Origin of the sequence: Novosphingobium mathurense (assembly GCF_900168325.1) — a bacterium.
In the GTDB taxonomy this organism is placed as follows: Bacteria; Pseudomonadota; Alphaproteobacteria; order Sphingomonadales; family Sphingomonadaceae; genus Novosphingobium; species Novosphingobium mathurense.
Genome location: NZ_FVZE01000010.1, coordinates 46,891 through 70,847 on the forward strand (window position 1 = coordinate 46,891; position 23,957 = coordinate 70,847).

The following is a 23,957-nucleotide window of genomic DNA, read 5'->3' on the forward strand; positions in this document are numbered from 1 at the left end:
AAGTCCCATTCAGGGTGAACTTTGCGCGGTGGGCGCGCGCCGCTTCTTCGTGATTGCGAGCCGGGTTACCAGTCGTAGGCCTTAGGCAGGTAGGTCCGGTCGAGGTCCTTGTAGCGTTCCTTCAGGCGGCTCTGGTGATTGTCCAGCGGCTGCTTGACGCCGTCGATCCATACCTGGAGCGGCGCCGAGGACAGTTCCAGCGGATCGCCGTCCCAGACCACCACGTCGCCCACCGCGCCGGGCGCCAGGACGCCGGCGCGCATGTGGCCGTTGCGACCGTCCATGCCGCTGATCTCGGCAGGGACCGAGGTGATCGCAGCCAGTGCCTCTCCCCAGCTCAGGCCTGCCGCGCCGGGGATCCTGTTCAGCGCGACGAGGTTGCCGGCCTCCTGCGGTGCGTAACGCGGTTGGTTGTCGTTCGCGAGCATGCCGATCGCGACCTTGACGCCTGCCCGCTTCATCCGGCCGACATTGGATTGAGTGGCAGCGATGCGGTCGAACTGCGCAGGCAGGTCATTCAGCGCCATGGCGATCACCGGCACGCCTGCCGTTGCGATCTCGCCGGCGACGAGCCAGCCTTCGCTCGCACCGACCAGCACGAGGTCGAGCTTGGGAAAATCGCGCTTCAACGAGAGTACCGAGCGGATGTCGGCCGCGCGTTCCACTTCGACGTAGAGCGGCTGCGTCCCGGCGATGACCGGTGCCAGCGCAGCGGCATCGGCGCGCGTCAGCATCGCGTCCGACTTGCGATCCGCGCCCGGTGTCATGGCCGCAACGTCCTTTGCCTCGCGCAGGGCATTGCGCAAGGCGACGTAAGCCGCGACGCGGCTGCCGCCGGCGAGCTTCGCCCCGCCTTCACCCAGCGCGACAACCTGGAAGGCTCGGGCCTTCGTCACCGCGTCGGGATCGGCGCCGAGATCGATCAGTGCGCCCTGCCCGGCGAAGATCGAATTGCCGTTGAACGGCGTCACGCTGGCACGCGTCACCCCGCCTTCGCGGCTGATGGCGATGTGCTCGTTCGCCGGATTGATCGCGGGCGCGACGTCCAGCGCGGCGTTGAACGGCGATCCATCCGATCCGCGGTCGTCGCTCTCGCTCACTTCCTGCACGTCGAAGAGGCCCAGGTCGGTATAGTTCGCGAAGATGCCGGGGGTGACCCATTTGCCGCTGCCGTCGATCACCTCGACGCCTGCAGGCACGGCCACACCCGCCCCGGCGGCAACGACCTTGCCGCCGCGAACGACGACAGTGCCGCCCTCGATGGGCGCACTGCCGTCGCCGGTGGCAACCGTGGCATTGGTAATGGCGAAGTCCTGCGCGGAGACGAACGAGGGCACTGCGAGCGCCGCGGCACCGGCAAGCGCGACGGTAATGGTGACGGAGAGGCGCTTCACTTCACATCTCCTTCACCGGGCTGGCCCAATTCGAAGTCGCTCACCGGGCGGCGCTTGGGATCGAGCGCGTCATACATCAGCGCCCCGTCGATCCAGACTTTCTCCGGACGGGTATAGACCGAGAGCGGATTGCCGTTCCACAGGACGACGTCAGCCATCTTGCCGGATTCCAGGCTGCCGGTCCGATCGGAAACGCCCATCGCCTTGGCCGGGTTATAGGTGAACCAGCTCACCACCTGTGCGTCGGGAATGTCGATACCGATGCGTCGGCCGTCCGCCTGCGCCTTGGCCGCTTCCTGGTTGAGACGCTGGATGCCGTTTTCGCTATCGGAGTGGATGATCACGCAGACGCCTTCCTTCTGCAGCAGCGCCGCGTTTTCGGGAATGGCATCGTAGGCTTCCATCTTGAAGCCGTACCAGTCGGCCCAGACGGCAGCGCAGATGTCGTTCTGCTTGAGCAGGTCGCCGATCTTGTAAGCCTCCACCGCATGGTGGAACGCGGCGACCTTGTAGCCCATCTCCTTGGCCATATCGATCACCAGCGCCATCTCGTCGGCGCGGTAGCAGTGGTTCTGCACGAGGATCTCGCCGTCGAGCACGCCGACCAGCGTCTCGTTCGCGAGGTCGCGGTCGCGCTCCTCGTCCTTGGCGTACTTCTTGGCATCGAGCCACGTCTGCCGGTCGACAGCGAAGTTGCCCATGCGGGTCGAGGGCTTCTGGCCCTTCGATCCATAGACGCGCTTCGGGTTCTCGCCGCAGGCCATCTTCAGCGAATAGGGGGCGCCGGGGAACTTCATCCCCTGCACCGTCAGGCTCGGCACGTTCTTGAGCGTGACCGAACGTCCGCCCATGAGATTGGCCGAGCCGGGCAGGACCATCAGCGAGGTAACCCCGCCATTGGTGAGGGCGCGGGTGAAACCGGGGTCCTGCGGCCAGACCGAGTGCTCGGCCCAGACTTCAGGCGTGGTCGGGCTGGTCGCCTCGTTACCGTCGGCCAGGGCGTCGACGGAGGGTGAGGGATAGTCGCCCAGGTGGGAGTGCGCGTCGATCACCCCGGGGGTGACGAACTTGCCCGCGGCATCGACGCGGATGTAGCCATCGGGCACCGCAAGGTCGGGCCCGCCCACGGCAACGAGCCTGCCGTTCTCGAACAGCACCGTGCCGTTATCGATGCGCCCGCCGCGACCGTCATAGACCGTCGCGCCGACCAGTGCGGTGGGCCTGCCTGGATAGGGCCTGTAGGTCGAAGGATAGGGCGTCTCGACCGCCGCTTCCTTGTCCTTCTTCCTGGCCAGCGCGCCACCGGTCGGCAGCGCGAGGGCGATGCCCAGCGCAAGCACACCGGTCCATGGCCGCAATGCGGGCGGTACTTTCATGACAAAACCCCTGTTCACCAAAAAGAGCGGCCCGGGCGTTTCCACCCGGGCCGTCGCATTTGCGTCGTTCAGGTCGGCCGGTTTTCCGGGTGCATCCCGGCTTCCTGCGCCTCGAGCCCGACTTCGCCCTGACCCATCAGGCCATCGTCGTGATCGCGATCTTCGAGCGAATCGAGATGCATCCAGCGCTTGACGATCGGCGAGAGCAGCAGGACGACGACGGCAATGCCGATCGTGACCCAGCCGATCTTGCTGTAGATTGCCAGCGTGAGGTCCTTCGACATCTCGCCGCTTTCACCGCCGGTCGCTTCGCCGATCTTGCCGGCGACGAAGTTGCCGACCGCGGTCATGTAGAACCAAGCGCCCATGATGAAGCTGCCCAGATGCGCCGGGGCCAGCCGCGTCATGGCCGAGAGGCCTACGGGCGAGAGACACAGCTCACCGGTGGTGTGCAGCAGGTAGATCAGGAAGACGAAGACGACCGAGGTCATCACCGCCGGATCGCCGGTGCCCGCGCCCCAGACGAAGACGAGGAAGCCAAGGCCGACCTGGACCAGCGCAAGGCCGAACTTGGCCGGCGCCGAAGGCTCCAGCCCGCGCTTGGCGAGGATCTGCCAGAGACCGGCAAAGAGCGGCGCGAAGAGCACGATGTAGATCGGGTTGATCGACTGGAACAGGCTGGTCGGGACGCCGCCACGATCGACGTACTTGTCGGTGTAGAGGCTGAGCGAACCGCCCGCCTGCTCGAACAGGCCCCAGAACACGGGGTTGAGCGCGATCAGGAAGAGGATCGCGAAGATGCGTTCACGCGGCTCCTTGGGAAGCTTGAAGGCTTCGTAGAGCGTGTAGGCGAGCATCGCGACGCCAGTGATGATCAGCAGGTTCTGGATCACGTCCACGTACTGGATCAGGAACCAGATCACCGCGACCGCGGCAATGCCGGTGCCGTAGAGCTTGAACTCGTTGTTCTTCTGCAGCGGCCTGGGCGGCTCGCCCTGCCCCAGCAGTGCCGGTTTGCCGACGACGAAGATGATCAGGCCCAGCACCATGCCGATGCCGGCGAGGCCGAAGCCCCAGGACCAGCCGATCGTTTCGCCCAGGTAACCGACGAGGATCGTGCCGAGCGCCGCACCGACGTTCACGCCCATGTAGAAGATCGTGTAGGCCGAATCGCGGCGGGCATCGGTCATCTTGTAGAGCTGGCCGACAATCACCGAGATATTGGCCTTGAGGAAGCCAGAGCCGACGATGATCAGCGAGAGCGCCAGCCAGAACACGTTGATCGCCGGATCCGCCTGCTTGACGGCCGGATCGGCCACGCCCTGCATGCCTTCCCAGGCCATGAACAGGTGGCCGAGCGCCAGCACGACGCCGCCGAACAGCACCGCCTTGCGCTGGCCCAGCCAGCGGTCGGCAAGGTAGCCACCCAGCACCGGGGTAATGTAGACGAGGCTGGTATAGCCCCCGTAGATCAGCGAGGCGTCGCCGTCGTTGAACAGCCAGAACTTCGTCAGGTAAAGGATCAGCAGCGCGCGCATGCCGTAGTAGGAGAAGCGCTCCCACATCTCGGCATAGAACAGCACGAACAGGCCCCGGGGGTGGCCGACGAATTCCTCGCTCTTGCGGGTGGCGATGAGGCCGCCGATGGCGAGCGTAGCGAACAGGGCAAGCGCAGCGATTGCCGCGATCCAGTCACCCTCGTTCCAGTTTGTTATGTCCTTCATGCGACCTCTTGTGGCCTTTCCTTGACGGCAGAGAAGGTATGAAGGGGGGCAAGGTAGCGGACAAAACGAGGGTGTAAATGGGGGGGGCCCGCAGCGCGGCCCCCCCCACCCTGTGCTTAAGGGTGCATTCTAAGGGATTACTGCTAAGCCATTGCGCATAAAGCCGTGGAATGGCATTTTCTCTTTTCGCAATCGGCAAAGTTCACGAAATTTTGTGATTCGCCCAAGCCATGAAGATTTTTTTGGGGGGACGTTGAAATGATCAGATCGGAACTGCTGCAGGCCCTGGCGAAGGACAACCCTGAGCTGCGAACCGAAGACGTCGAGCGTGCGCTCGATACCTTCTTCGACGAGATCGCCCAGCGCCTCGCCGATGGTGGCCGCGTCGAACTGCGCGGCTTCGGCGCCTTCTCCACCCGCCACCGCGACAGCCGCAAGGGCCGCAACCCGCGCACCGGGGAAACCGTGGAAGTTCCCGAGAAGAAGGTGCCCTATTTCAAGCCCGGCAAGGAAATGCGCGCCAAGCTGAACGTCAGCTAAGCCGCGCGCGGGCAAACTTCGACGAGCCTGTCATCCCCCGCAGGCCGAGCCCGTCGAAGCGCCCGCATGCGTCCCTTTGCCAGATTCCCCGCTCATGCCCTGACCTGGCCCGCGCCGGGACCAACTCTTACGCATAATCGCGCGCGACGCGGATTTTCTGCTGGCTGCGTTCGGGAACCCACTTGATGGTGGGCGCCGGCCGCCCCTTGTCTACCTGAATCAGCGCCGCGCCCGGGGCATCGATATCGGCATTGTAGATGGTGACCGTCGCCGGCACGCTCGACTGGAAGTAAAGAACCGGCGCCTTGTTGGTGGCATCGGCGCGAACCACCGGACTGTCGAGCACGTAGTTCGGACCGCTTCCTCCGAAGAACGAAAAATGCCCGATCCAGCCGGTGCCGCCGCGCTTGACCGGATTTTCGCTGCGGCAGTTCTTGAGCGTGCCGGTATTCCAGAGCCGGTAGTTGAGCTTGTTCCCGCTCGAAAGGCAGTTTTCCATGTAGACGTCCTGCGACTTGGTGTCGAAGCCCCCGTCGCTCGATCCGGTTGCCACACAGGAATAGTAGCGAATCTTGCTGTTCCCGCGCTCGTCGGAGAAGCCGTCACCATTCCAGTACTGGTCGGACGGACGCTGGGTTTCGCAGAAATCGTGCGCCTCGACACGGCGATAGACGATGTCGTGCGCCTCATCGTCGAGCGCGAAACCGACGCAATAGTTCGCGCATTCGCCATTGCCCCGCGCCACGACATCCTCGATCAGCCCGCGCGTCGAGCCATAGCGGACCCGCATGAAGTTGCGCGCCAGCCGGGCGGCATTGACGCGCCGGACGGTAAAGTCGCTGACCGGCGCGGGCACATCGGGATGGTTCCAGGACCAGTTCTCGATGAAGCGGTACATGTTGGCGACCTGGCAGTCCTCGATGGCGACAGTCTCGGTCGTCGTATGGAAAAAGCGGATCGCGCCATTGCCCAGGTCGAGAAAATAGCAGTTGCGAATAAGGGTGTTGCTCTCGGCCTTGATCGCCGTGCCGCCATCGGTACCCGACCCGCCGGGCGAACGCGTGCCCCGGAACGTGCGCCCGTCGATGATCGTCTGGTAGGCACTCTGCGCCCAGATCAGCGATGGCCTCAGCACTATTCCGGCGGCGGCTGTCCCGATGAGTCCACGGCGCGTGAGCAGTCCAGTCATGCAGTTCCATCCTTTCGTTACGGCAGGTCGACGAGAGGGCGGGGGGTTGCCGCAGGACTGCGGCCAGCGCATTGATATTTCTTTAAGTTTGGACCTTAAGCCGGATTTAACCATAGGACTTCGGGCAATAGCCCTGCAGATGCAACACCGCGCGCCCGGGCACTGTATGCGGATTGCGCAGCGGCACGCAGCCAGCTAGGAGCCGTTTTCCTGCGACGTGCGGACGTGGCGGAATGGTAGACGCTGCGGACTTAAAATCCGCTTGGGTATCCCAGTGCGGGTTCGAGTCCCGCCGTCCGCACCAAAAAACACCCCGGACCTGCGCTGATCCGGGTGTTTACCGGATCGAAACCATGCAAAGGTGATAAAACCGTACTGCAGTTGTCTTCGGCAATGCAGATCGTAGCAACAGGTGTCGCCAGAGCGCGAGTACCATGGGGGGTACGCTCGCAATGAAATACCCGGGAATTCTGTCCGAGCCCGAGGCAGGTCAAATCGACGACCACAACGAAAAGCGCATTCAGCCGCGCTTTGCGCTCATGCTGCGCAGCGCCAAGCTTGTCGGCCCCAGTGGCGAATTTCTCTGCATCGTCAGGGACGTTTCCGAAAGCGGCGCGAAGCTGAAGATCTTCCATCCGGTCGTCAACGACGAGCCATTGGCGCTCGAAATCGCGACCGGCGAACAGTTCGGGATCGAGAAGGTCTGGGAAAAGGACGGCGAAGCCGGTGTCCGGTTCCTCGATTCGGTCGATATCATGCGTTTCATCGCCGAAGCGGGTCCGTTCCCCAAGCGGCCGGTCCGGATCAGGGTCAACCACGGAGTCACCCTGTCCTTCGCCGGTACGACGGCTTCCGCAACGGTCTGCGACCTGTCGCGCCAGGGCGCGCGCATCGAAACGTCGCAGCATCTGGCGATCGGCCAGACGATCCGGATCGGCGGGGATCATCTTCCCGAATTCGAAGCCACCGTATGCTGGCGCAAGCACCCGGCCTATGGCCTGGTCTTCCGGCAGCTCATGAGCATGGAAGAACTGGCCCAGCGCGTCTACCGCATGCAGTTGCAGGGTCCGGGCACGGCCTGAGCCGGCAAGACAGGCGTAATCACGCGGGCCGGAACTTCATCGCCGCCCCGTTCATGCAATAGCGCTTGCCGGTCGGCTTGGGTCCATCGTCGAAAACATGGCCCAGGTGCCCACCGCACTTGGCGCAATGCACTTCGGTGCGCGGATAACCGAGCTTGTAGTCGGTCGAGGTCCCCACCGCGCCGGACAACGGCTTCCAGAAGCTGGGCCAGCCGGTCCCGCTGTCGAATTTCGTCGCTGAGGAGAACAGCGGGTTACCGTCCGCCGCGCAGACGAAAATACCCTTGCGGTGCTCCTTGTTGAGCGGTGAGGAATAGGGTCGCTCGGTGCCCGCTTCGCGAAGGATCTGGAATTGCTCGCGCGTCAGGCGCTTGCGCCATTCCGCCTCGCTGTAGCTGACAGGATAGGTCTTCGCTTCGGCCTCGCCGCTGCCGCACGCGGTCAGCACCGGCAGGGCCGCCCCTATTCCCAGCCAGGCAAGCAATTCGCGGCGCGAGGTGGCAAGAGGCATCCGGGTTCTCCTGTTACGGGCACGGCAGGGCGCCTGCGGGCTATGCGCAGACTGTCACGAGATCGGAACATACCTCGCGAATTCAATACCTAGCCTTAATGGCCCGCGCTCAGGCGCCTTGCGCCGCCTTTCCCGAAGCCCGGCGCAGCAACGCCGTGAGCCCGCCGCGCCCGGCCGATGAACCCGGCCCCGATTTCATCACCCTGCGCCTGAACAGCGCCGAACCGAAGCGTACCAGCAGACCGACCCAGATCACCTGCCAGATGACCGCGAACAGGTGCGGCGACAGCGCCGGGTCCTGCGCGGCACGCGCCAGCATCGCGAAAGGCGAACTGAACGGGAAGAACACTGCGGCGATCTCCATGAACGAACCGGGCTGGGTCATCGCAAAGCTGGCGAAGAAGAAGACCAGAAGCTGCAGCATCGTGACCGGCATCGACAGGGTCTGGACCTCGCGCACCGTCGTGGCCATCGAACCGATCGCGAGGAAGACCGAGCCGAGCAGCAGGTAGGCCATGGCGAAATAGACGACGCCAAGCGCCAGGAGCATCGGCCAGCCGACCGCCGGATCGGGCAATTGCGGCACCGCCGATCCCGCCGCGACATAGAGCGCCGCCCCGACCGCGCCCCAGACGGAGATGCCGACGAAGGACACGCCGAGCATCGCGAAAAGCTTGCCGAAGAACACCGCTTCCATCGGAATCGCCGCGGCAAGAACCTCGATGATCTTGTTGCCCTTTTCCTCGACGAGGTTGGACAGGACCATGCCCGCCAGCATCATCGTCAACAGGAACAGCAGCATCTGCGCGGATTGCGCGGTCCTGAGCTGGCCCTTGCGCTCATTGGCGTTGCTCGTCACGGTTCGGTCCAGCCGCACTTCGGGCAGCGCCCGTTCGCGCGGCGCCAGCGCTTCCGAAGCGATGAGCGCCACCGGGCCGCGCCAGCGTTCGATCTGGTCTTCCGGGCCGGTGAGAACCGGCGCCTGCGGCGTCCCCGAAAGCACCGCCGCGACATTGGCCCTGCCACCGTCGACGATGGCGCGCGGATCGAACCGCTCGCCCGGCTCCAGTCGCCGCAGGATCAGGAAATCGGGCAGAAGGCCGCCGATATTGGCCGCCAGCCGATCCCGGGCCGCCCGCATCGCCTCTGCATCGTCGCCCTGCATGACGATGGCGACATGGGGATTGTCCGCCGTCTGCTGCACGCGCTGACCGACGCTGCCGGCCAGTCCGCCGACGACCAGCGGGAACAATGGCCCCAGCAGGAAGAAGAAGAAGGTCCGGCTCATCAGGATCGCCACGAAATCGCGCCGGGCAACGACCCATGCGGCGCGGGCGATCGACAGTCTGCCGCGGGGGCGGGTCATCGGTTCAGTTCCTCCGGCTTTTCCTGTTCCAGCGCCCGCGCCGCAGCCTCGCCGGCAATCGCCACGAAGGCATCGTGCAGGCCCGCCCGCTCGATCGAAAGAGAGTGAATGCCCGCTTCCCCTTCGATCAGGGCGCGCAGCAGCGGCTCGATCCCGGTATCGGGCAGCGAGAAGAACCAGAAGCTGCCTTCATGGCGCGCATCGGCAGGCAGTGCCCCGCGCCACGCCCCGTCCTGCGCGCGCGTCTCCAGCCGGACCTGCGCGGGAATGCGATCACGCGCGACGTCGACCGGCCCGGCGAAAGGCACCTTGCCCCCGGCGATGATCGCCACTTCGTCGCACAGTCGCTCTGCATGGGCGATGACATGGGTGGAGAAGATCACCGTCGTCCCGTCCTGCGCAAGACCGCGCATCATGCTCTCGAGCTTGCCCTGGTTGAGGGCATCGAGCCCGGAAAACGGTTCGTCGAAGATCACCAGCCGCGGCTTGTGGACGAGCGTGCCGAGGATCTGCACCTGCTGCGCCATGCCCTTGGAAAGCTGCCGGATCTGCCGGTCGGCGGCATAGCCCAGACCATGCTGTTCGAGCAGTTCGCGCCCGCGCCGGCGGCCCTCCTTCAGCGGCAAGCCGCGCAAGGCGCCGACGAAGGCGATTGCATCCACCGCCTTCATCGCGGGATAGAGACCGCGCTCCTCGGGCAGGTAGCCGATGGCATGGGCAACGTCATGCGGACGATCCGCGCCCAGAATACGGCGATAGCCCTGGTCGGGATCGATGATGCCCAGCAGCATGCGCAGCGTCGTCGTCTTGCCGGCACCGTTCGGACCGAGAATCCCGTAGACCGCGCCGCGCGGCACGGTGAGATCGACGCCGTCGACGGCCGTTACCCCGTCGAAGCGCTTGACCAGTCCCCGCGCCTCGATGGCGAGCGGCCCGAAGTCAGGCCCATCGGCACAGGCAGCCTGGTCATTGCCCGCCACTCGCCAATCTCCTAGTGCGACATTCATGCGCGCTCTCCTGCGGTAGATACCGTCGAGGGAGAGCCATAAACGGGAACATCCGCAAGCTTGGTTAACTCCGCATTGGTCGACGTCGCGCCGGACACATTCATTGAGGACCTGCTGGCCCAGGCCCGATCGCTCGGGTTCTGCGCCTTCGGCGTCGCTTCGGCAAGCGAAGACCCGGTGCGCGCGCAGCGGCTGGAGACGTGGCTAGACGAAGGCATGCACGGCTCGATGGCGTGGATGAAGGAACGGGCCCACCACCGGCGCTCGCCGCAGGAGCTCTGGCCGCAAGCGCGCAGCGTGATTGCCTTGGGTATGAGCTATGCTCCCGCTGCCGACCCGCTGGCGCATGCGGATCGTCCTGAAATTGCGCGCATATCGGTCTATGCACAAGGGGCCGACTACCACGACACGGTGAAGAAGGCGCTCAAGCACCTTGCGCGCTGGATCGTCTCGGAGGGCGAGAAACGCGGGCTTGGCGGCGAAGACGGCTCGGTCGGCGTGAAAGTGTTCACCGATACCGCGCCGGTCATGGAAAAGCCGCTGGGCGCCGCCGCCGGACTGGGCTGGCAGGGCAAGCACACCAACATGGTCAGCCGCGAGCACGGCTCCTGGCTGTTCCTCGGCGAGATCTACACGACGCTGGACCTTGCCCCCTCATCCCCGGGCCGCGACCGCTGCGGATCGTGCAGCGCCTGTCAGGACGCCTGCCCTACGCAGGCCTTTCCCGCGCCCTACCGGCTCGATGCGCGGCGCTGCATCAGCTACCTGACGATCGAGCACAAAGGCGAGATCCCGCTCGAATTCCGGGAGGCGCTGGGCAATCGGATCTACGGCTGCGACGACTGCCTGGCGGTATGCCCCTGGAACAAGTTCGCGCAAGTCGCGCATGTCCACCGCACTTTCCTGCCGCGCGGCGAACTGACCGCGCCGCCGCTGGCGGACCTGCTCACCCTCGACGATGCAGGCTTTCGCAAGCTCTTCTCAGGCTCGCCGATCAAGCGCATCGGCCGCGACCGGTTCGTCCGCAATTGCCTCTACGCAGCCGGAAACAGCCAAAGGCCCGACCTGCTGGAACAGGTCGGGCCTTTGCTGGACGATCCGGACCCTGCCGTAGCCGACGCGGCACAATGGGCCGCAGACAAGCTTCAGGGCGTCGTTTGACAGCTTGCCCCCTGCCCCGCAATCGCGGGGAAAGGGAGACCGGTATTCCTAGAGCAGTTCCTTGAGCGGCTTGCCGGCATCGGCCAGCGCTTCGAGGTCGGGGGTGGCCCCGGCTTCGACCAGCTTGCGGCCCTGCACGTAATCCTTGACCATGTTCACGCAGTCCAGCGCGACGACGCGGCCGTCCTTGAGATAGACGACCGAGAAGCTGCGCTCCTCCGGATTGCCGCGGATCACGGTCTTGTCGAAGCCCAGGTTGATGCCGGCGGTCTGCAGCTTGAGGTCGTACTGGTTGGACCAGAACCACGGGAACGCCTTGTAGGGCTTCTCGTCGCCGCAGATCGCCTTGGCCACGCAGGTGCCCATGTCGTTGGCGTTCTGGACCGATTCCACGCGCATCACGTTGCCGCCGGCGTAGTCGCAGGCGAAAGCCGCACAGTCGCCGATCGCATAGATGTCGGGCAGCGAGGTGCGGCAGTACTCGTCCACGTCGACGCCGTTGGCGCCGGCCGCGCCGGCCGCGATCAGCGGACCGACGGCAGGCACGATGCCGATGCCGACGATGACGCCTTCGGCCGGGATCACTTCGCCGCCGGCAAGCTGCACGCCGGTGACCTTGCCGTTTTCGCCGACGAGGCTGTCGACCATGACTTCGGTGCGCAGGTCGACGCCGTGATCGACATGTTCCTTCTGGTAGAAGGTCGAGAGGTCTTCACCCGCAACGCGCGCCAGCACGCGCGGAAGCGCTTCGAGCAGGGTGACCTTGAGGCCCATCTTGGACAGCACCGCAGCGGCTTCCAGACCGATGTAGCCGCCGCCGATGACGACGATGTTCTTCGTGCCCGCATCGACTTCGGCCATCAGCGTGTCGCAGTCCTCGCGGGTGCGCACGGCGTGGATGCCGGTGAGGTCGGCCCCCTGGCAAGAAAGGCGACGCGGATCGCCGCCGGTGGCCCAGACGAGCTTGCCATAACCGTAGCTCTCGCCGTTGGAGAGCGTCAGTTCGTGCGCCTTGGGATCGACCTTGGTGACTTCGGTGCCAAGCTTGAACTCGATGTTCTTCTCGGCCCAGAACGTCGGCGGACGGATGTAGAGGCGGTCGAAGGTCTTCTCGCGCGCGAAATATTCCTTCGAGAGCGGCGGACGCTCATAGGGATATTCCGGCTCACGACCGATGACGGTGATGGTTCCTTCGAAGCCGTTCTGGCGAAGGGCGATCGCGCACTGTGCGCCGCCATGCCCGGCTCCCACGATTACGACGTCTGCCTTGCTCATGGTATTCCTGTTTCCCTGACTCGCCGTTCGCTTGAGGAATTTCCCTGGCGGGGTCAATGCCTAGATACTTGCCGATTTCACCCCAGCAGCGAAAGATCCTTTCCCGCCTTGGGGTTACGCAATCATCAACCCAAGCGCAGCCATCCCCTCAACCCGTGACCCGTTCCATCGCTTCCATCGTCAGGGCCAGCGACCGGCATTGCGCCTGCGGATCGAAAGTGGCGCCCGACACGATCAGTTCGTCCGCCCCGGTGCGCGCGATAAAGGCCTCGATGCCTTCGCGCACTTTCTGCGGCGTGCCGATCGCGCTGACCGAGCGGACCTGCTCGAGCATGGCCAGCGCCGATCCCGGCAGGCTGGCGCGATAATCGCGAACGGGCGGCTTGAGACGTCCCGGATTGCCGGTGCGCAAGGCGACGAAGCTCTGGTCGGTCGACGAGGCGAGATAGGCGGCCTCCTCGTCGCTGTCGGCCGCGATCACGTTGATCGCCGCCATGAAATGCGGCTTGTCGAGCACTTCGGAAGGCTGGAACCGTTCGCGATAGACGCGGGCGGCATCGTCGAGCTGCGCAGGCGCGAAGTGCGATGCGAAGGCATAGGGCAGGCCGAGCATGGCGGCGAGCTGGGCACCGAACAGGCTCGATCCGAGGATCCACATCTCCACGTCGGCCCCGTCGGCCTGCGGCGCGGTGACGCCGCCCACCGCCTGTCCGGCAAAACGCGCCCGCAGTTCGACCACGTCCTGCGGGAACTGCTCGGCCGCGGCCATGATGTTCTTGCGCAGGGCATTGCCGAGGCGCCCGTCCGCGCCCGGTGCGCGGCCGAGACCGAGGTCGACGCGGCCCGGGAACAGCGCGGCAAGCGTACCGAACTGTTCGGCGATCACGAAAGGCGTGTGATTGGGCAACATGATCCCGCCCGCACCGATCCGGATCTTCGAGGTCGCCTGGCCGATGTGGGCCAGCACCACCGAAGTCGCGCCTCCGGCGATCCCGTCCATCCCGTGATGCTCGGCCACCCAGAAACGCTTGTAGCCCGTCGCTTCGGCGGCCCGGGCATAGTCGGCGCTGATCGCCAGCGACTGGGCAACGGTGCTGCCTTCGCGCACGGTGACGAGATCGAGGACGGAAAGGGGAATCATGGGGTCCTGGCTCCTTCGGGGCCGAGCTGGTCGAGATAGCCTTGCGCCCTGGTGGCCAGGTCGCTGCCGGGGGCCAGCGCAAGGACGGAGTTGAAGCTGCGGCGCGCGGCGCCGTCGTTGCCCGAAAGCGCGGCGATCACGCCGGCCTCGAGCCCGATTTCGGCATCGCGCGGGGCCAGCCCGGCGGCCTGCTCGATCTGGGTCTGCGCCTCGATCAGCTTGTTCTGCCGCCGCGAAAGCGTGGCCGATAGCAGCCAGGCCTGGGCATTGTCGGGCTCGGCTTCGCGCGCCCGGGTCAGGGCGTCGGCCGCCTCGTCGGGCCGGTCGACGGCAACGAGGGCGCGGGCGCGGTCGAGCGCGATCGAAGCGGTGAGCGCGTTGTCCTCGGCCAGTTTCGCCTCGCTCGCCGCGGGGCCCAGCAGCATGAGCGCCTGCGCGGCGTCGCCTTGCGCCAGCGCGGCATTGCCCGCCATGGCGCCGAGGCGGGCGCGGGTCTGGTGATCGTCCGCCTCGGTCGCGTCGCGGGCATTGACGAAGGCCTGCTGCGCCTCGCCCCAGCGGTCGAGATCGCTGAGCGCCACGCCGAGGCAGAGCCCGGCCCTGACCTTCTCGCGCCCGACCGCCTGATTGAGCGCGTCGCGCGCGACCTGCACCGTGCGCTCGGGACTGGCCTCGGCCGCGGCCATGCAACCGGCGCCGCGCGGCGCTGTCGGCCGGGGCATTTCCTGCACGGCACGCTTGCGCGCCTCGTCCTGCTTCTTCTCGATGATCTCGAGTGGAAGCTGAGAGGCAGGCGAGGCGCCGTAGCCGGCAGTGGGACCGACTTGCGCCAGCATGAAGGGGGCAAGGATCAGCGAAACGGGCAGCATCATCGGGACAGGTCTCCGGTCAGGCCGCCCCGCTCACGAGTGCATCCAGCGTGCGCAGGAGCAACGCAATGTCGTTCTCGCGCGAGAGGCGGTGATCGCCGTCCTTGATCAGCTGGACCTGCACGTCGGCTGAACGCAGCGCCTTGGCGAGTTTGAGCGCGATTTCCCAGGGGACATCGGCGTCCTGCTGGCCATGCAGCAGGCGCACGGGCGCATCGATCGCGATTTCGTGGCCGAGCAGGAGATTGGCCTGCCCGTTCTGCCAGAACCCGGGATGGGTGGGCGTCGGCTCTGGGCCGTAGGGATTGTCTTCGAAGACCGCTTCGCCCGCAGCAAGCCGTGCCTTGTTCGCTTCGCTGGTACCCCACTCGGTAAAATCGGGCGCAGCAGCGATGCCGACCAGCCCGGCACAGCGCCCCTCGGGCAGGGCCAGCGCCACCAGCAGCATGAGCCAGCCGCCCATCGACGAACCGATCAGCACCACCTGCCCCGGACACAGCGCCTCGATCAGCGCAACCACCTCGTCCTTCCAGCGCAGCAGGGTGCCGTCGGCAAAGTCACCCGGGCTTTCGCCGCAACCGGAATAGTCCAGCAGCAGGCAGGCGCGGCCATGGCGATGCGCCCAGTCGAACACCGCGGCCGCCTTGCTGCCGGCCATGTCGGACATGTAGCCGGGCAGGAACACCATCATCGGTCCTTCACCCAGGGTGAGTCGATAGGCGATCCGTCGCCCGTCGGGCATCTCGTGGAAGCAGGTTTCGGTCATGCCCCGAAAGGTGGGGTCCATGGCGCACGAGGGCAAGGCGTAACCTTCGGACTTCAGACGCGTGACTCCCCCGGCGCGACCTGCTAGACGCCCCGGCGATGACGCAGCTCACTACCACTACGACCACCACGACAACCCGGCTGGCCCGGGCACGGTTGGTCGCGGCCTGAAGACGCGAGCCACCGTGCCCGGGGGTCCGGGCGGCAGGCGTCACTTCCCGGATCCGAAACGAATTTACCTGACGCCGGACCTTCCGCCGCGCGCGACCATGTGCCATGGCGCTGCGGCTCAGGAACGAAAGACGAGATCGATGTCCGAGATGTTCAAGATCAGCCTTCCCGATGGTACCGTGCGCGAAATGCCGCAGGGGTCAACCCCCGGCGACGTCGCCGCCGCGATCGGCCCCGGCCTCGCCAAGGCCGCGATTGCCGCGAGGGTCGACGGTGAGCTGGTCGACCTGACCCGCCCGTTCACCGGCGATGCCGCGCTGGCGCTGGTGACCGGCCGCGACGAGGAAGAGGCGCTCGAACTCGCCCGCCACGACTTTGCGCACGTGCTGGCCGAGGCGGTGCAGGCGCTGTGGCCCGGCACCCAGATCACGTTCGGTCCGGCAACCGACGACGGCTTCTACTACGACGTGATGGCCCCGGCCTCGCGCGAGCCGTTCGGCATGGACGACCTTCCCGCCATCGAAGAAAAGATGCGCGAGATCATCAAGGCCGACAAGCCGCTGCGCCGTGAAGTCTGGAGCCGCCAGCAGCTGATCGACAAGTGGACCGCCGAGGGCGAGACCTTCAAGGCGCAATGGGCGGCCGAACTGCCCGAGGGCGAGGACCTGACCGTCTACTGGTCGGGCGACGACTGGCTCGACATGTGCCGCGGCCCGCACCTGCCCTCGACCGGCAAGCTCGACCCGCAGGCCTTCAAGCTGATGCGCGTTGCCGGGGCCTACTGGCGCGGCGACCAGAAGAACGCGCAGCTGACCCGCATCTACGGCACCGGCTGGCTCAACAAGAAGCAGCTCAATGCCCACCTGACCCGGCTCGAGGAAGCCGCCAAGCGCGACCACCGCAAGCTGGGCGGCGAGATGGACCTGTTCCACCTCCAGGCCGAAGCGCACGGTTCGGTGTTCTGGCACCCCAAGGGCTATGTGATCTGGCGCGAGCTGGAAGCCTACATGCGCCGCGCCATCGACGGTGCCGGCTACAAGGAGGTCAAGACTCCGCAGGTGATGGACGCCCGCCAGTGGGAGCAGTCCGGCCACTGGGGCAAGTACCGCGAGAACATGTTCGTCATCCCCGACGAGGTTCCCAACGTCGCGGACGAGGGCCCGCTCGTGTCCAACGATGCGGACTGGATGGCCCTGAAGCCGATGAACTGCCCGGCGCACGTCCTGATCTTCCGCCAGGGGATCAAGTCCTACCGCGACCTGCCGCTGCGCATCTACGAGAACGGCTGCTGCCACCGCAACGAGCCGCACGGCGCGCTGCACGGACTGATGCGCGTGCGCCAGTTCACCCAGGACGACGCCCATATCTTCTGCCGTGAAGACCAGATCGTCGCCGAAGTGCAGGCCTTCTGCGAACTGGCGGACCGGATCTACAAGGACTTCGGCTTCACCTACTCGATCAAGCTCGCCCTGCGCCCCGAAAAGCGCTTCGGCAGCGAAGAGATGTGGGACAAGGCCGAGGCCGAACTGCGCGACGCAGTCGTGCGCGCAGGCCTTGCGACCGAGGAATACGGCTGGGAGGAACTGCCCGGCGAAGGCGCCTTCTACGCGCCCAAGCTGGAATGGCACCTCACCGACGCGATCGGGCGCACCTGGCAGGTCGGCACGATCCAGTCGGACCGCGTGCTGCCCGAACGCCTTGACGCGAGCTACATCGCCGAAGACGGCGAGAAGCACCGCCCGGTCATGCTGCACCGCGCGATCTTCGGCTCCTACGAGCGCTTCATCGGCATCCTCATCGAGCACTTCGCCGGCAAGCTGCCGGTCTGGCTCGCGCCGGTGCAGGCGGTCGTGGCAACGATCGTCTCGGACGCCGACGACTATGCCCGCGAAGTCACCGAGAGGCTCAAGGCCGCGGGCGTGCGCGTCGAGACCGACCTGCGCAACGAGAAGATCAACTACAAGGTGCGCGAACACTCGCTCAAGAAGGTCCCGCACCTGCTGGTCGTGGGCAAGCGCGAGGCGGAAGAGCAGACCGTCGCCGTGCGTACGCTGGGCGCAGAGCACCAGAAGGTGATGAGCCTCGACGACGCCATAGCCATGCTCAAGGGCGATGCGACCGCACCGGACCTGCGCCCTTGATCCAGCGCGAACTCCTCGGCACGGCGCAAGTCCCGGGCGGCGAACTGCTCGAGCTCTATCGGCACGACCGCGATTTCATGATCGTCCTCGGCCACAACGAGCTGATGAGCACGCGCAAGTGGGGCTCTGAAGAAGCGCTGGCGGTGCAGGCGATCGAGCGCATCGGCGCCGTCAGGCAGCCGCATCTGCTGATCGGTGGCTATGGCATGGGCTTCACCCTGCGCGCCGCGCTCAAGCTGCTGCCCGCAGACGGACGCGTGACCGTGGTCGAACTCGTGCCCGAAATCATCGAATGGGCGCGCGGCCCGATGGCCGAAGTCGCCGCAGGCTGCCTCGACGACCCGCGCGTGAACCTCGTGCAGGCCGACGTCGCGCCGATCATCGCCGGATCGGAAGGCGAATACGACGCGATCCTGCTCGACGTCGACAATGGCCCCGACGGCCTCGTGCGCGCGGACAACGACGTGATCTACACCTCCTCCGGCCTGCGCGCGGCCAAGGCCGCGCTTGCGCCCTGCGGGGTCCTCGCGATCTGGTCGGCCGGCCCCGACCCTGCCTTTACGCGCCGCCTGCAGAAAGCCCGCTTCGACGTCGACGAAGTCAAGGTCGCCGCACGCAGCAACGGCAAGGGCGCCAAGCACGTGATCTGGTTCGCCAGGGCCGCCTGAGCGGCCCGGCAGCCTACTTCTTCCCGACCGGGATCGACTTCGGCTTCTTCTCGGCCGTGGCCAGCCGCGGCACCGAAACCTTCAGCAGGCCCTTGTCGAGATGCGCCGTCGCCTTGTCGGCATCGGCCTCGAACGGCAGCGCAAGGCGGCGCAGGAACGTGCCCTGGGTGCGCTCGACGAGATGATAGTGCTTCTTCTCGTCCTTTTCCTCGCGCTCGTCCTTGTGTTCGGCCCGGATGGTCATGACGCCGTCCTCGATGTCGAGCGAGACGTCCTTCTCGTCGAAGCCCGGCAATTCGGCAGTCAACTCCAGCCCGGCCTCGGTCTCCGCGACATCGACCTTGGGCACGAGAAAGCCCGACTTGCCATTGCCGAACGTCGAGGGGATGCCCTGCCCGAAGTCCTCGAGCAAGCGGTCGATCTCCTGACGAAAGCCCGAAAACGGATCGTAGCCACCCCGGCCCAGCGCACTGCGCCCGAATGGAATGAGGGAACGAAATTCAGCCATTGCCTCTCTCCTTGTATCCGAGGCGATGGCTCGCACGGATTCGCGCGACATGCATTGACGCCGGTCAATGGCGCGCGGGAATCGATCCCGGAAGCGCAGGACAGGACACGCGGCGACAGGCAGGACCTGCCTTCATCGCGGAATTGTCCGGAGCGGATCAGAAGGGAAGCGGCGCCTTGGCGAGGATCAGCGCTAGGGCGCAGCCGGCCACGATTGCCGCGCGCAGCACTTCCGGTGCGCGGTTGGTGCGCTGGACGGATTGGGCAAGGGCAATGACGTGAGCCATGCTGCGCAGAGTGCGCTGCAGACTCTTACCAATTCGTTAAAGTCCAGGCATGCCCCCATCGCGGCGCACGGCCGGCGATGGGGAATGAAGACCGGGCCGCAGTGTCAGGGCCGCGAAGGCATCTGCTGGCTGGAGCAGTGGAACGAGCCGCCGCCTGCCAGCACGGCATCGGCAAGGATGCCCACGGTATCCCTATCGGGGAAAAGCTGCGCGATCGCATCGATGCCGTCGTCGTCGTGCTCGGTTCCGTAGATCGGCACCACCACCAGCTTCGAGGTTATGGCAAAGTTCATGTAGCTGGCCGGTTCGATCCGCCCGTCGGTTTCGACCCGGCCCGGCGAGGGCACTTCGCGTACTGTTATGCCCATGGCCTCGGCCCGGGCCCTGGCATCGGCATAGATATGCGCGTTGGGATCGTCCGCACCGGTCGCGCGCGGCAGGGCCAGCAGGCCGGGCGCGACGAAGCGCGCGAGGTTGTCGACATGGCCGTCGGTATGGTCGTTGATCAGCCCCTCGCCCAGCCACAGCACGCGGTCGTAGCCGAGGTCCCGCTGGAGCCGGGTTTCGAGGTCGTTGCGGGTCAGCGACGGATTGCGGTTGGGATTGAGCAGGCACTGCTCGGTCGTGGCGACAAGGCCGGTGCCATCCCCGTCGAGCGCGCCGCCCTCGAGGATCCAGTCCGCCGTCTCGACCGGCAGCCCGGCATCGCGCGCCAGTTCCGCGCCGATTTCCTGGTCGCCGTCCATCAGGTACTTGCCGCCCCAGCCGTTGAAGCCGAAGCGCATCGCCTTGCGCTCGCCCGCCTCGTCCATGACCACCAGTGGCCCGGTATCGCGCAGCCACACGTCGCCGTAGCGCCGCATCTCCAGCTTCACGTTCGCAGAGCAGAGCGCCGCCGCGCGGGCCGCATTGGCCTCGTCCCGCACGATCAGGCGCACTTCCTGACCGGAATCGGCCACGGCACTGGCGAAGCGGGCCATCTGCTCCTGCGCGGCGCCCAGGAAGCCCGGCCATTCGACCGGGTCATGGGGAAAGCCGATCCAGATCCAGTCCTGGGGATGCCACTCCGGCGGCAATTGGAACGTCAAGTCAGCAGCCTCCTTCAGGGGCACATAATTCGTCACGGATGACGCAGAAACTCACTGTCCTTGCGCCAGTTGGATCATCAGTCGCCAGCGGCGAAGTCGAGGCCGAGCGCGTAATGGAGGGCGACGTCCTCGACAATCCCGTTCCGGTTTCAGCTGTCCAAATATTCGTCGCCGGGGGCGCGACCTTCGAATTCATCAGAGGCGAGCGACTTCACCGTCGCCTTCTTCGTATCGACCGAAACCTGCGGACTGTCCGCCTCGATCGTCTCTTCCGGCGGCGGCAGCGCCGTGCCCTTGGGCATGTCCGGGCCGGCATAGGGCGTGCTGCAGGCGCTGAGCGCCAGCGCGGCGAGAATAAAGGCTCTCTGCTTCAAGATTGCGACCTCTGGGTGCATGGGGGGATGGCGAACACGTGCCAGACCGGCATGCGTTTCACAAGCGCGGCGCTTTGCCATGCGCCAAACGACCACGCCCCACTTGCCCTCGGCGCGGGCAGCAGGCAGGGATGGGCCATGACAGTCGACTGGACCGGAGCAATCGACCGCGCCCGCGCGCATGCCCCCTACTTGTCCGGGGCGCTGGACCGCTTGCCGGAACTGACAGAAATACTCGCCTCCGGAGACGGCACGGGTGCGCTGGCCTGGGCCAAGGCAGCCGGTGACGGCATCGCCGATGTCGGCGTTGCGCTGCGCCGCGAGAAACAGGCGCTCGCCCTCGCGCTGGCCATCGGCGATCTTGCCGGAGCCTTTCCGCTGCTGCAGGTGACGGGCGAGTTGTCCGCCTTTGCCGACCGGGCGCTCGATGCGGCAATCGCGGAAGGCATCCGCCGCCGCGCGCCCGATGCGCAGCCGGCCGGCTTCCTCGCGCTGGCGCTGGGCAAGCATGGCGCGGGCGAACTCAATTACAGCTCGGACATCGATCCGATCCTCCTGTTCGATCCCGAACTCCTGCCCCGGCGCGAACGCGATGAACCGGGCGAGGCGGCGCAGCGCGTCGCCCGCGCGGTGGTCGAGACGCTCGCGAAAGTGACGCAGGACGGCTACGTCTTCCGCGTCGACCTGCGCCTTCGCCCGGCCTCGGAAGTGAGCCCGCTGGCGATCTCCATCGATGCCGCGCTGACGCATTACGAATCTTCCGCGCTGGCCTGGGAGCGCGCCGCCTTCATCCGGGCCCGCGCCTGTGCCGGCGACATCGCTGCCGGAGAAACCTTCCTTGCCGCGATCCGGCCTTTTGTGTGGCGCAAGAGCCTCGACTTCGGAGCCATCGCCGAAATCGGCCGCCTCACCTCGCAGATCCGCGCCAATACCCGCGGCGGACCGGTGGTCGGGCCCGGGTTCGACCTCAAGAAGGGCCGGGGCGGCATTCGCGAAGTGGAGTTCTACGCCCAGACCCACCAGATGATCCACGGCGGACGCAACCCGCAATTGCGCCTGCGCGGCACCCGCGAAACGCTGAATGCGCTGGCCGATACAGGGCTGATCCCTGCTGAAGAAGCGCGCCTGCTCGGCGAAAGCTACGATCGGCTGCGCACCGTCGAACACCGCCTGCAGATGGTGCTCGACCAGCAGACCCACAGCCTGCCGATCAAACCGGAAGCGCTCGACGAAGTGGCCCGGCTCGATAGACTTCCCGACGGGCAGGCGCTCATCGCGGAGCTCACGCAGATCACCGAAACCGTCGGCGAACGCTACGACAGGCTGATCATGGCGAATACGCCCGAAGGCACCACGACCAGCGTCGCCGTGCCGGAACAGCGTAGCTTCGTCGAGCGACTTGAGGCGATGGGCTTTGCCGACCCGGCAGGGCTCGTCGAGCGGATCGCCGGGTGGCAGTCGGGCCGGATGCGCGCCCTGCGCAGCGATGCCGCGCGCACGGCCTTCGAGGCGATCCAGGAAGACCTGCTCGCCGCGCTGGCCGCCGCGCCCGAACCCGAACGCGCCCTGCTGCGCTGGGAGCAACTGCTCAACAACCTGCCGACCGCGATCAACCTGTTCCGCCTGCTTGAAGCGCGGCCTGCGCTGCTGCAGCGGCTCGCCCGCATCCTCTCGCTGGCCCCGCCGCTGGCCGATGCGCTGGCGCGCCGAGCCGACCTGCTCGACCCGCTGATCGATTCCAGCGCCTTCGAACTTCCGGGGGACGTCGAAACGCTGATCGCGCAGTTCTCCCGCTTCGAATCGGACGACGACTACGAGCGGATTCTCGACACCGTGCGGCGCAAGGTGGGCGAGAAGCGCTTTGCCTTGGGCGTCCAGTTGATCGAAGGGGTGAACGACCCGCTTGCGATCGGCCATGGCCTTGCCCGGATCGCCGAAGCGGCCATCCATGTGCTGACCCGCTCTGCCATCGAGGAATTCGAACAGACCCACGGCAAGGTGCCGGACAGCGAACTGCTCGTCCTCGGTCTCGGCCGGATGGGCGGCGGCGCCCTGACCTACGCCTCCGACCTCGATCTCGTATTCCTGTTCAATGGCGACTTCTCGCAGGAGTCGGACGGAGAGCGGCCGCTTGGGGCGACGCGGTACTACAATCGCCTTTGCCAGCGGGTGATCGCCGCGCTCTCGGTGCCGACAGCCGAAGGCGCGCTCTACGAAGTCGACACGCGGCTGCGCCCATCCGGCGCGCAAGGCCCGCTGGCAGCCAGCCTCGACAGCTTCGCACGCTATCAGAAAGAACAGGCATGGACCTGGGAGCACATGGCCCTGTGCCGTGCACGGGCGCTGTTCGGCTCGGCGAAAGGGCGCAGCGAGATCGACGCGCTCGTCCATGAAGTGCTGACCCGACCGCGCGACCCGGAAAAGCTGCGCAGCGACGTGCTGGAAATGCGCGAAACGATGGCCCAGCACAAACCAGGCAAGGGCCCGCTCGACGTCAAGCTGTCACGCGGGGGGCTCGTGGACCTCGAGTTTCTCGTCCATTTCATCCAGCTGCGTGAGGGCAAGGGGCTGGTTTCCGATTTGCGCGAGGCCATCGTGCAACTGGCTGACGCAGGGCTGCTGTCCGCAGACCTGATCGCGGCGCACGACGTCCTCACCCGCTTCCTCGTGGCTGCCCGCCTGCTGGCGCCGGATTCACTGGTTCCGGTCGAGGCGGCATGCATGGCACTTGTGCGCGCTTGCGGCTATGGGGCCTGGGACGAACTCGAGACGGCGCTCGGCCAGGCACGGACGCAAGTCGCGCAGGGCTGGCAGGCCGCCTTTGGCGAAACACTGGAGACTGACAGATGAGCACCCGCCCCGGCGTCGGCGACGCCTTTCCCAACATCGCCATGGAAACCCCGGATGGCGGCAGCTTGAAAGCCTCCGATTTCGCAGGCCAGAAGCTTGTCGTGTTCTTCTATCCCAAGGACAACACCCCGGGCTGCACGACCGAGAACATCGAGTTCTCGGCGGCCAAGCCCGAATTCGACAAGGCAGGCGTCGCCCTGCTGGGCGTGAGCAAGGACTCGGCCAAGAAGCACCAGAACTTCATCGCCAAGCACGACCTCAAGGCCCCACTGGCGACCGATGCCGAGGAAAACGGCCTTTCCGACGCACTCGGCATCTGGACCGAGAAGCAGAACTACGGGCGCACCTATATGGGCATGGTCCGCACGACCTACCTCGTCGGCCCGGATGGCAAGATCGCCAGGGTCTGGGACAAGGTAAAGGTCAAGGGCCACGTCGAGGCCGTGCTGGAGGCCGCAAAGGCGCTGTAGG

At 66.1% G+C, this 23,957-nt stretch carries 22 protein-coding genes and 1 tRNA gene; 8 read left to right on the top strand and 15 right to left on the bottom strand.

Annotated elements, in window-relative coordinates:
• Positions 1 to 65 precede the first annotated feature (65 nt).
• The 3 genes from B5483_RS20085 to B5483_RS20095 all read right to left on the bottom strand — a co-directional run bounded on the left by B5483_RS20085 (position 66) and on the right by B5483_RS20095 (position 4,494).
• Positions 66 to 1,394: an amidohydrolase family protein gene (locus B5483_RS20085; RefSeq protein ID WP_054946936.1), complete on the bottom strand. Its 1,329-nt coding sequence runs from the start codon at positions 1,392 to 1,394 to the stop codon at positions 66 to 68.
• A complete protein-coding gene (locus B5483_RS20090; protein ID WP_079731755.1) occupies positions 1,391 to 2,770 on the bottom strand; it encodes an amidohydrolase in 1,380 nt (459 codons plus the stop codon). Before B5483_RS20090 ends, B5483_RS20085 begins: the two co-directional genes overlap by 4 nt.
• A gap of 68 nt (positions 2,771 to 2,838) precedes the next feature.
• Entirely contained in the window at positions 2,839 to 4,494 is a 1,656-nt protein-coding gene (locus B5483_RS20095) for a peptide MFS transporter (RefSeq protein WP_054946937.1), read from the bottom strand.
• 258 nt (positions 4,495 to 4,752) lie between these two features.
• Here B5483_RS20095 and B5483_RS20100 point away from each other — a divergent pair, with 258 nt between their 5' ends.
• On the top strand, positions 4,753 to 5,034 hold the full coding sequence (locus tag B5483_RS20100) for an integration host factor subunit beta (protein ID WP_013831643.1): 282 nt from the start codon (positions 4,753 to 4,755) through the stop codon (positions 5,032 to 5,034).
• Between the two features lie 127 nt (positions 5,035 to 5,161).
• Here B5483_RS20100 and B5483_RS20105 read toward each other — a convergent pair whose 3' ends face one another.
• Positions 5,162 to 6,223 carry a protein kinase family protein gene (locus B5483_RS20105; RefSeq protein ID WP_079731723.1) on the bottom strand — a complete coding sequence of 354 codons (1,062 nt, stop codon included), beginning with the start codon at positions 6,221 to 6,223 and terminating at the stop codon, positions 5,162 to 5,164.
• Positions 6,224 to 6,442: 219 nt separating this feature from the next.
• On the opposite strand from B5483_RS20105, the gene B5483_RS20110 reads away from it, so the two are divergent.
• Positions 6,443 to 6,527 (top strand) — tRNA-Leu (locus B5483_RS20110).
• Positions 6,528 to 6,675: 148 nt separating this feature from the next.
• The gene (locus tag B5483_RS20115; protein ID WP_054946939.1) at positions 6,676 to 7,305 is read left to right on the top strand and encodes a PilZ domain-containing protein; all 630 of its coding nucleotides are present in this window, start codon (positions 6,676 to 6,678) and stop codon (positions 7,303 to 7,305) included.
• Between the two features lie 19 nt (positions 7,306 to 7,324).
• Here B5483_RS20115 and msrB read toward each other — a convergent pair whose 3' ends face one another.
• From msrB to B5483_RS20130, 3 genes are all read right to left on the bottom strand, one after another.
• Complete coding sequence (gene msrB / locus B5483_RS20120; RefSeq protein WP_054946940.1) at positions 7,325 to 7,816, bottom strand: peptide-methionine (R)-S-oxide reductase MsrB; 492 nt, start codon at positions 7,814 to 7,816, stop codon at positions 7,325 to 7,327.
• Positions 7,817 to 7,925: 109 nt separating this feature from the next.
• Positions 7,926 to 9,182 carry an ABC transporter permease gene (locus B5483_RS20125; RefSeq protein WP_054946941.1) on the bottom strand — a complete coding sequence of 419 codons (1,257 nt, stop codon included), beginning with the start codon at positions 9,180 to 9,182 and terminating at the stop codon, positions 7,926 to 7,928.
• The gene (locus tag B5483_RS20130) at positions 9,179 to 10,189 is read right to left on the bottom strand and encodes an ABC transporter ATP-binding protein (RefSeq protein WP_079731724.1); all 1,011 of its coding nucleotides are present in this window, start codon (positions 10,187 to 10,189) and stop codon (positions 9,179 to 9,181) included. Before B5483_RS20130 ends, B5483_RS20125 begins: the two co-directional genes overlap by 4 nt.
• Before the next feature lie 75 nt (positions 10,190 to 10,264).
• On the opposite strand from B5483_RS20130, the gene queG reads away from it, so the two are divergent.
• A complete protein-coding gene (queG, locus tag B5483_RS20135; protein ID WP_079731725.1) occupies positions 10,265 to 11,350 on the top strand; it encodes a tRNA epoxyqueuosine(34) reductase QueG in 1,086 nt (361 codons plus the stop codon).
• A gap of 48 nt (positions 11,351 to 11,398) precedes the next feature.
• Here queG and ddmA read toward each other — a convergent pair whose 3' ends face one another.
• The 4 genes from ddmA to B5483_RS20155 all read right to left on the bottom strand — a co-directional run bounded on the left by ddmA (position 11,399) and on the right by B5483_RS20155 (position 15,401).
• Positions 11,399 to 12,625, bottom strand: a complete 1,227-nt coding sequence (gene ddmA, locus B5483_RS20140) for a dicamba O-demethylase ferredoxin reductase subunit DdmA (RefSeq protein WP_079731726.1) — start codon at positions 12,623 to 12,625, stop codon at positions 11,399 to 11,401.
• Positions 12,626 to 12,773: 148 nt separating this feature from the next.
• Complete coding sequence (locus B5483_RS20145) at positions 12,774 to 13,766, bottom strand: LLM class flavin-dependent oxidoreductase (protein ID WP_079731727.1); 993 nt, start codon at positions 13,764 to 13,766, stop codon at positions 12,774 to 12,776.
• On the bottom strand, positions 13,763 to 14,638 hold the full coding sequence (locus B5483_RS20150; RefSeq protein WP_079731728.1) for a tetratricopeptide repeat protein: 876 nt from the start codon (positions 14,636 to 14,638) through the stop codon (positions 13,763 to 13,765). Before B5483_RS20150 ends, B5483_RS20145 begins: the two co-directional genes overlap by 4 nt.
• A 16-nt stretch (positions 14,639 to 14,654) precedes the next feature.
• Positions 14,655 to 15,401: an alpha/beta fold hydrolase gene (locus B5483_RS20155; protein WP_079731729.1), complete on the bottom strand. Its 747-nt coding sequence runs from the start codon at positions 15,399 to 15,401 to the stop codon at positions 14,655 to 14,657.
• A 310-nt stretch (positions 15,402 to 15,711) separates the two neighbouring features.
• Here B5483_RS20155 and thrS point away from each other — a divergent pair, with 310 nt between their 5' ends.
• Entirely contained in the window at positions 15,712 to 17,712 is a 2,001-nt protein-coding gene (gene thrS / locus B5483_RS20160; protein ID WP_054946948.1) for a threonine--tRNA ligase, read from the top strand.
• Positions 17,709 to 18,380, top strand: coding sequence for a spermidine synthase (locus B5483_RS20165; protein ID WP_079731730.1), 672 nt, complete (start codon positions 17,709 to 17,711; stop codon positions 18,378 to 18,380). Before thrS ends, B5483_RS20165 begins: the two co-directional genes overlap by 4 nt.
• A gap of 13 nt (positions 18,381 to 18,393) precedes the next feature.
• Here the strand turns inward: B5483_RS20165 and B5483_RS20170 are convergent, their stop codons facing one another.
• From B5483_RS20170 to B5483_RS20180, 4 genes are all read right to left on the bottom strand, one after another.
• Positions 18,394 to 18,888: an Hsp20/alpha crystallin family protein gene (locus tag B5483_RS20170; RefSeq protein WP_054946950.1), complete on the bottom strand. Its 495-nt coding sequence runs from the start codon at positions 18,886 to 18,888 to the stop codon at positions 18,394 to 18,396.
• A 157-nt stretch (positions 18,889 to 19,045) separates the two neighbouring features.
• Positions 19,046 to 19,174: a hypothetical protein gene (locus tag B5483_RS23715; RefSeq protein WP_281251258.1), complete on the bottom strand. Its 129-nt coding sequence runs from the start codon at positions 19,172 to 19,174 to the stop codon at positions 19,046 to 19,048.
• 104 nt (positions 19,175 to 19,278) lie between these two features.
• Positions 19,279 to 20,262, bottom strand: a complete 984-nt coding sequence (locus B5483_RS20175) for an agmatine deiminase family protein (RefSeq protein WP_139384090.1) — start codon at positions 20,260 to 20,262, stop codon at positions 19,279 to 19,281.
• Between the two features lie 149 nt (positions 20,263 to 20,411).
• The gene (locus B5483_RS20180; protein WP_176168142.1) at positions 20,412 to 20,717 is read right to left on the bottom strand and encodes a hypothetical protein; all 306 of its coding nucleotides are present in this window, start codon (positions 20,715 to 20,717) and stop codon (positions 20,412 to 20,414) included.
• Between the two features lie 57 nt (positions 20,718 to 20,774).
• Here B5483_RS20180 and B5483_RS20185 point away from each other — a divergent pair, with 57 nt between their 5' ends.
• Positions 20,775 to 23,486, top strand: a complete 2,712-nt coding sequence (locus tag B5483_RS20185) for a bifunctional [glutamine synthetase] adenylyltransferase/[glutamine synthetase]-adenylyl-L-tyrosine phosphorylase (RefSeq protein WP_079731756.1) — start codon at positions 20,775 to 20,777, stop codon at positions 23,484 to 23,486.
• Positions 23,483 to 23,956, top strand: coding sequence for a peroxiredoxin (locus B5483_RS20190; protein ID WP_079731731.1), 474 nt, complete (start codon positions 23,483 to 23,485; stop codon positions 23,954 to 23,956). Before B5483_RS20185 ends, B5483_RS20190 begins: the two co-directional genes overlap by 4 nt.
• Position 23,957 lies beyond the last annotated feature (1 nt).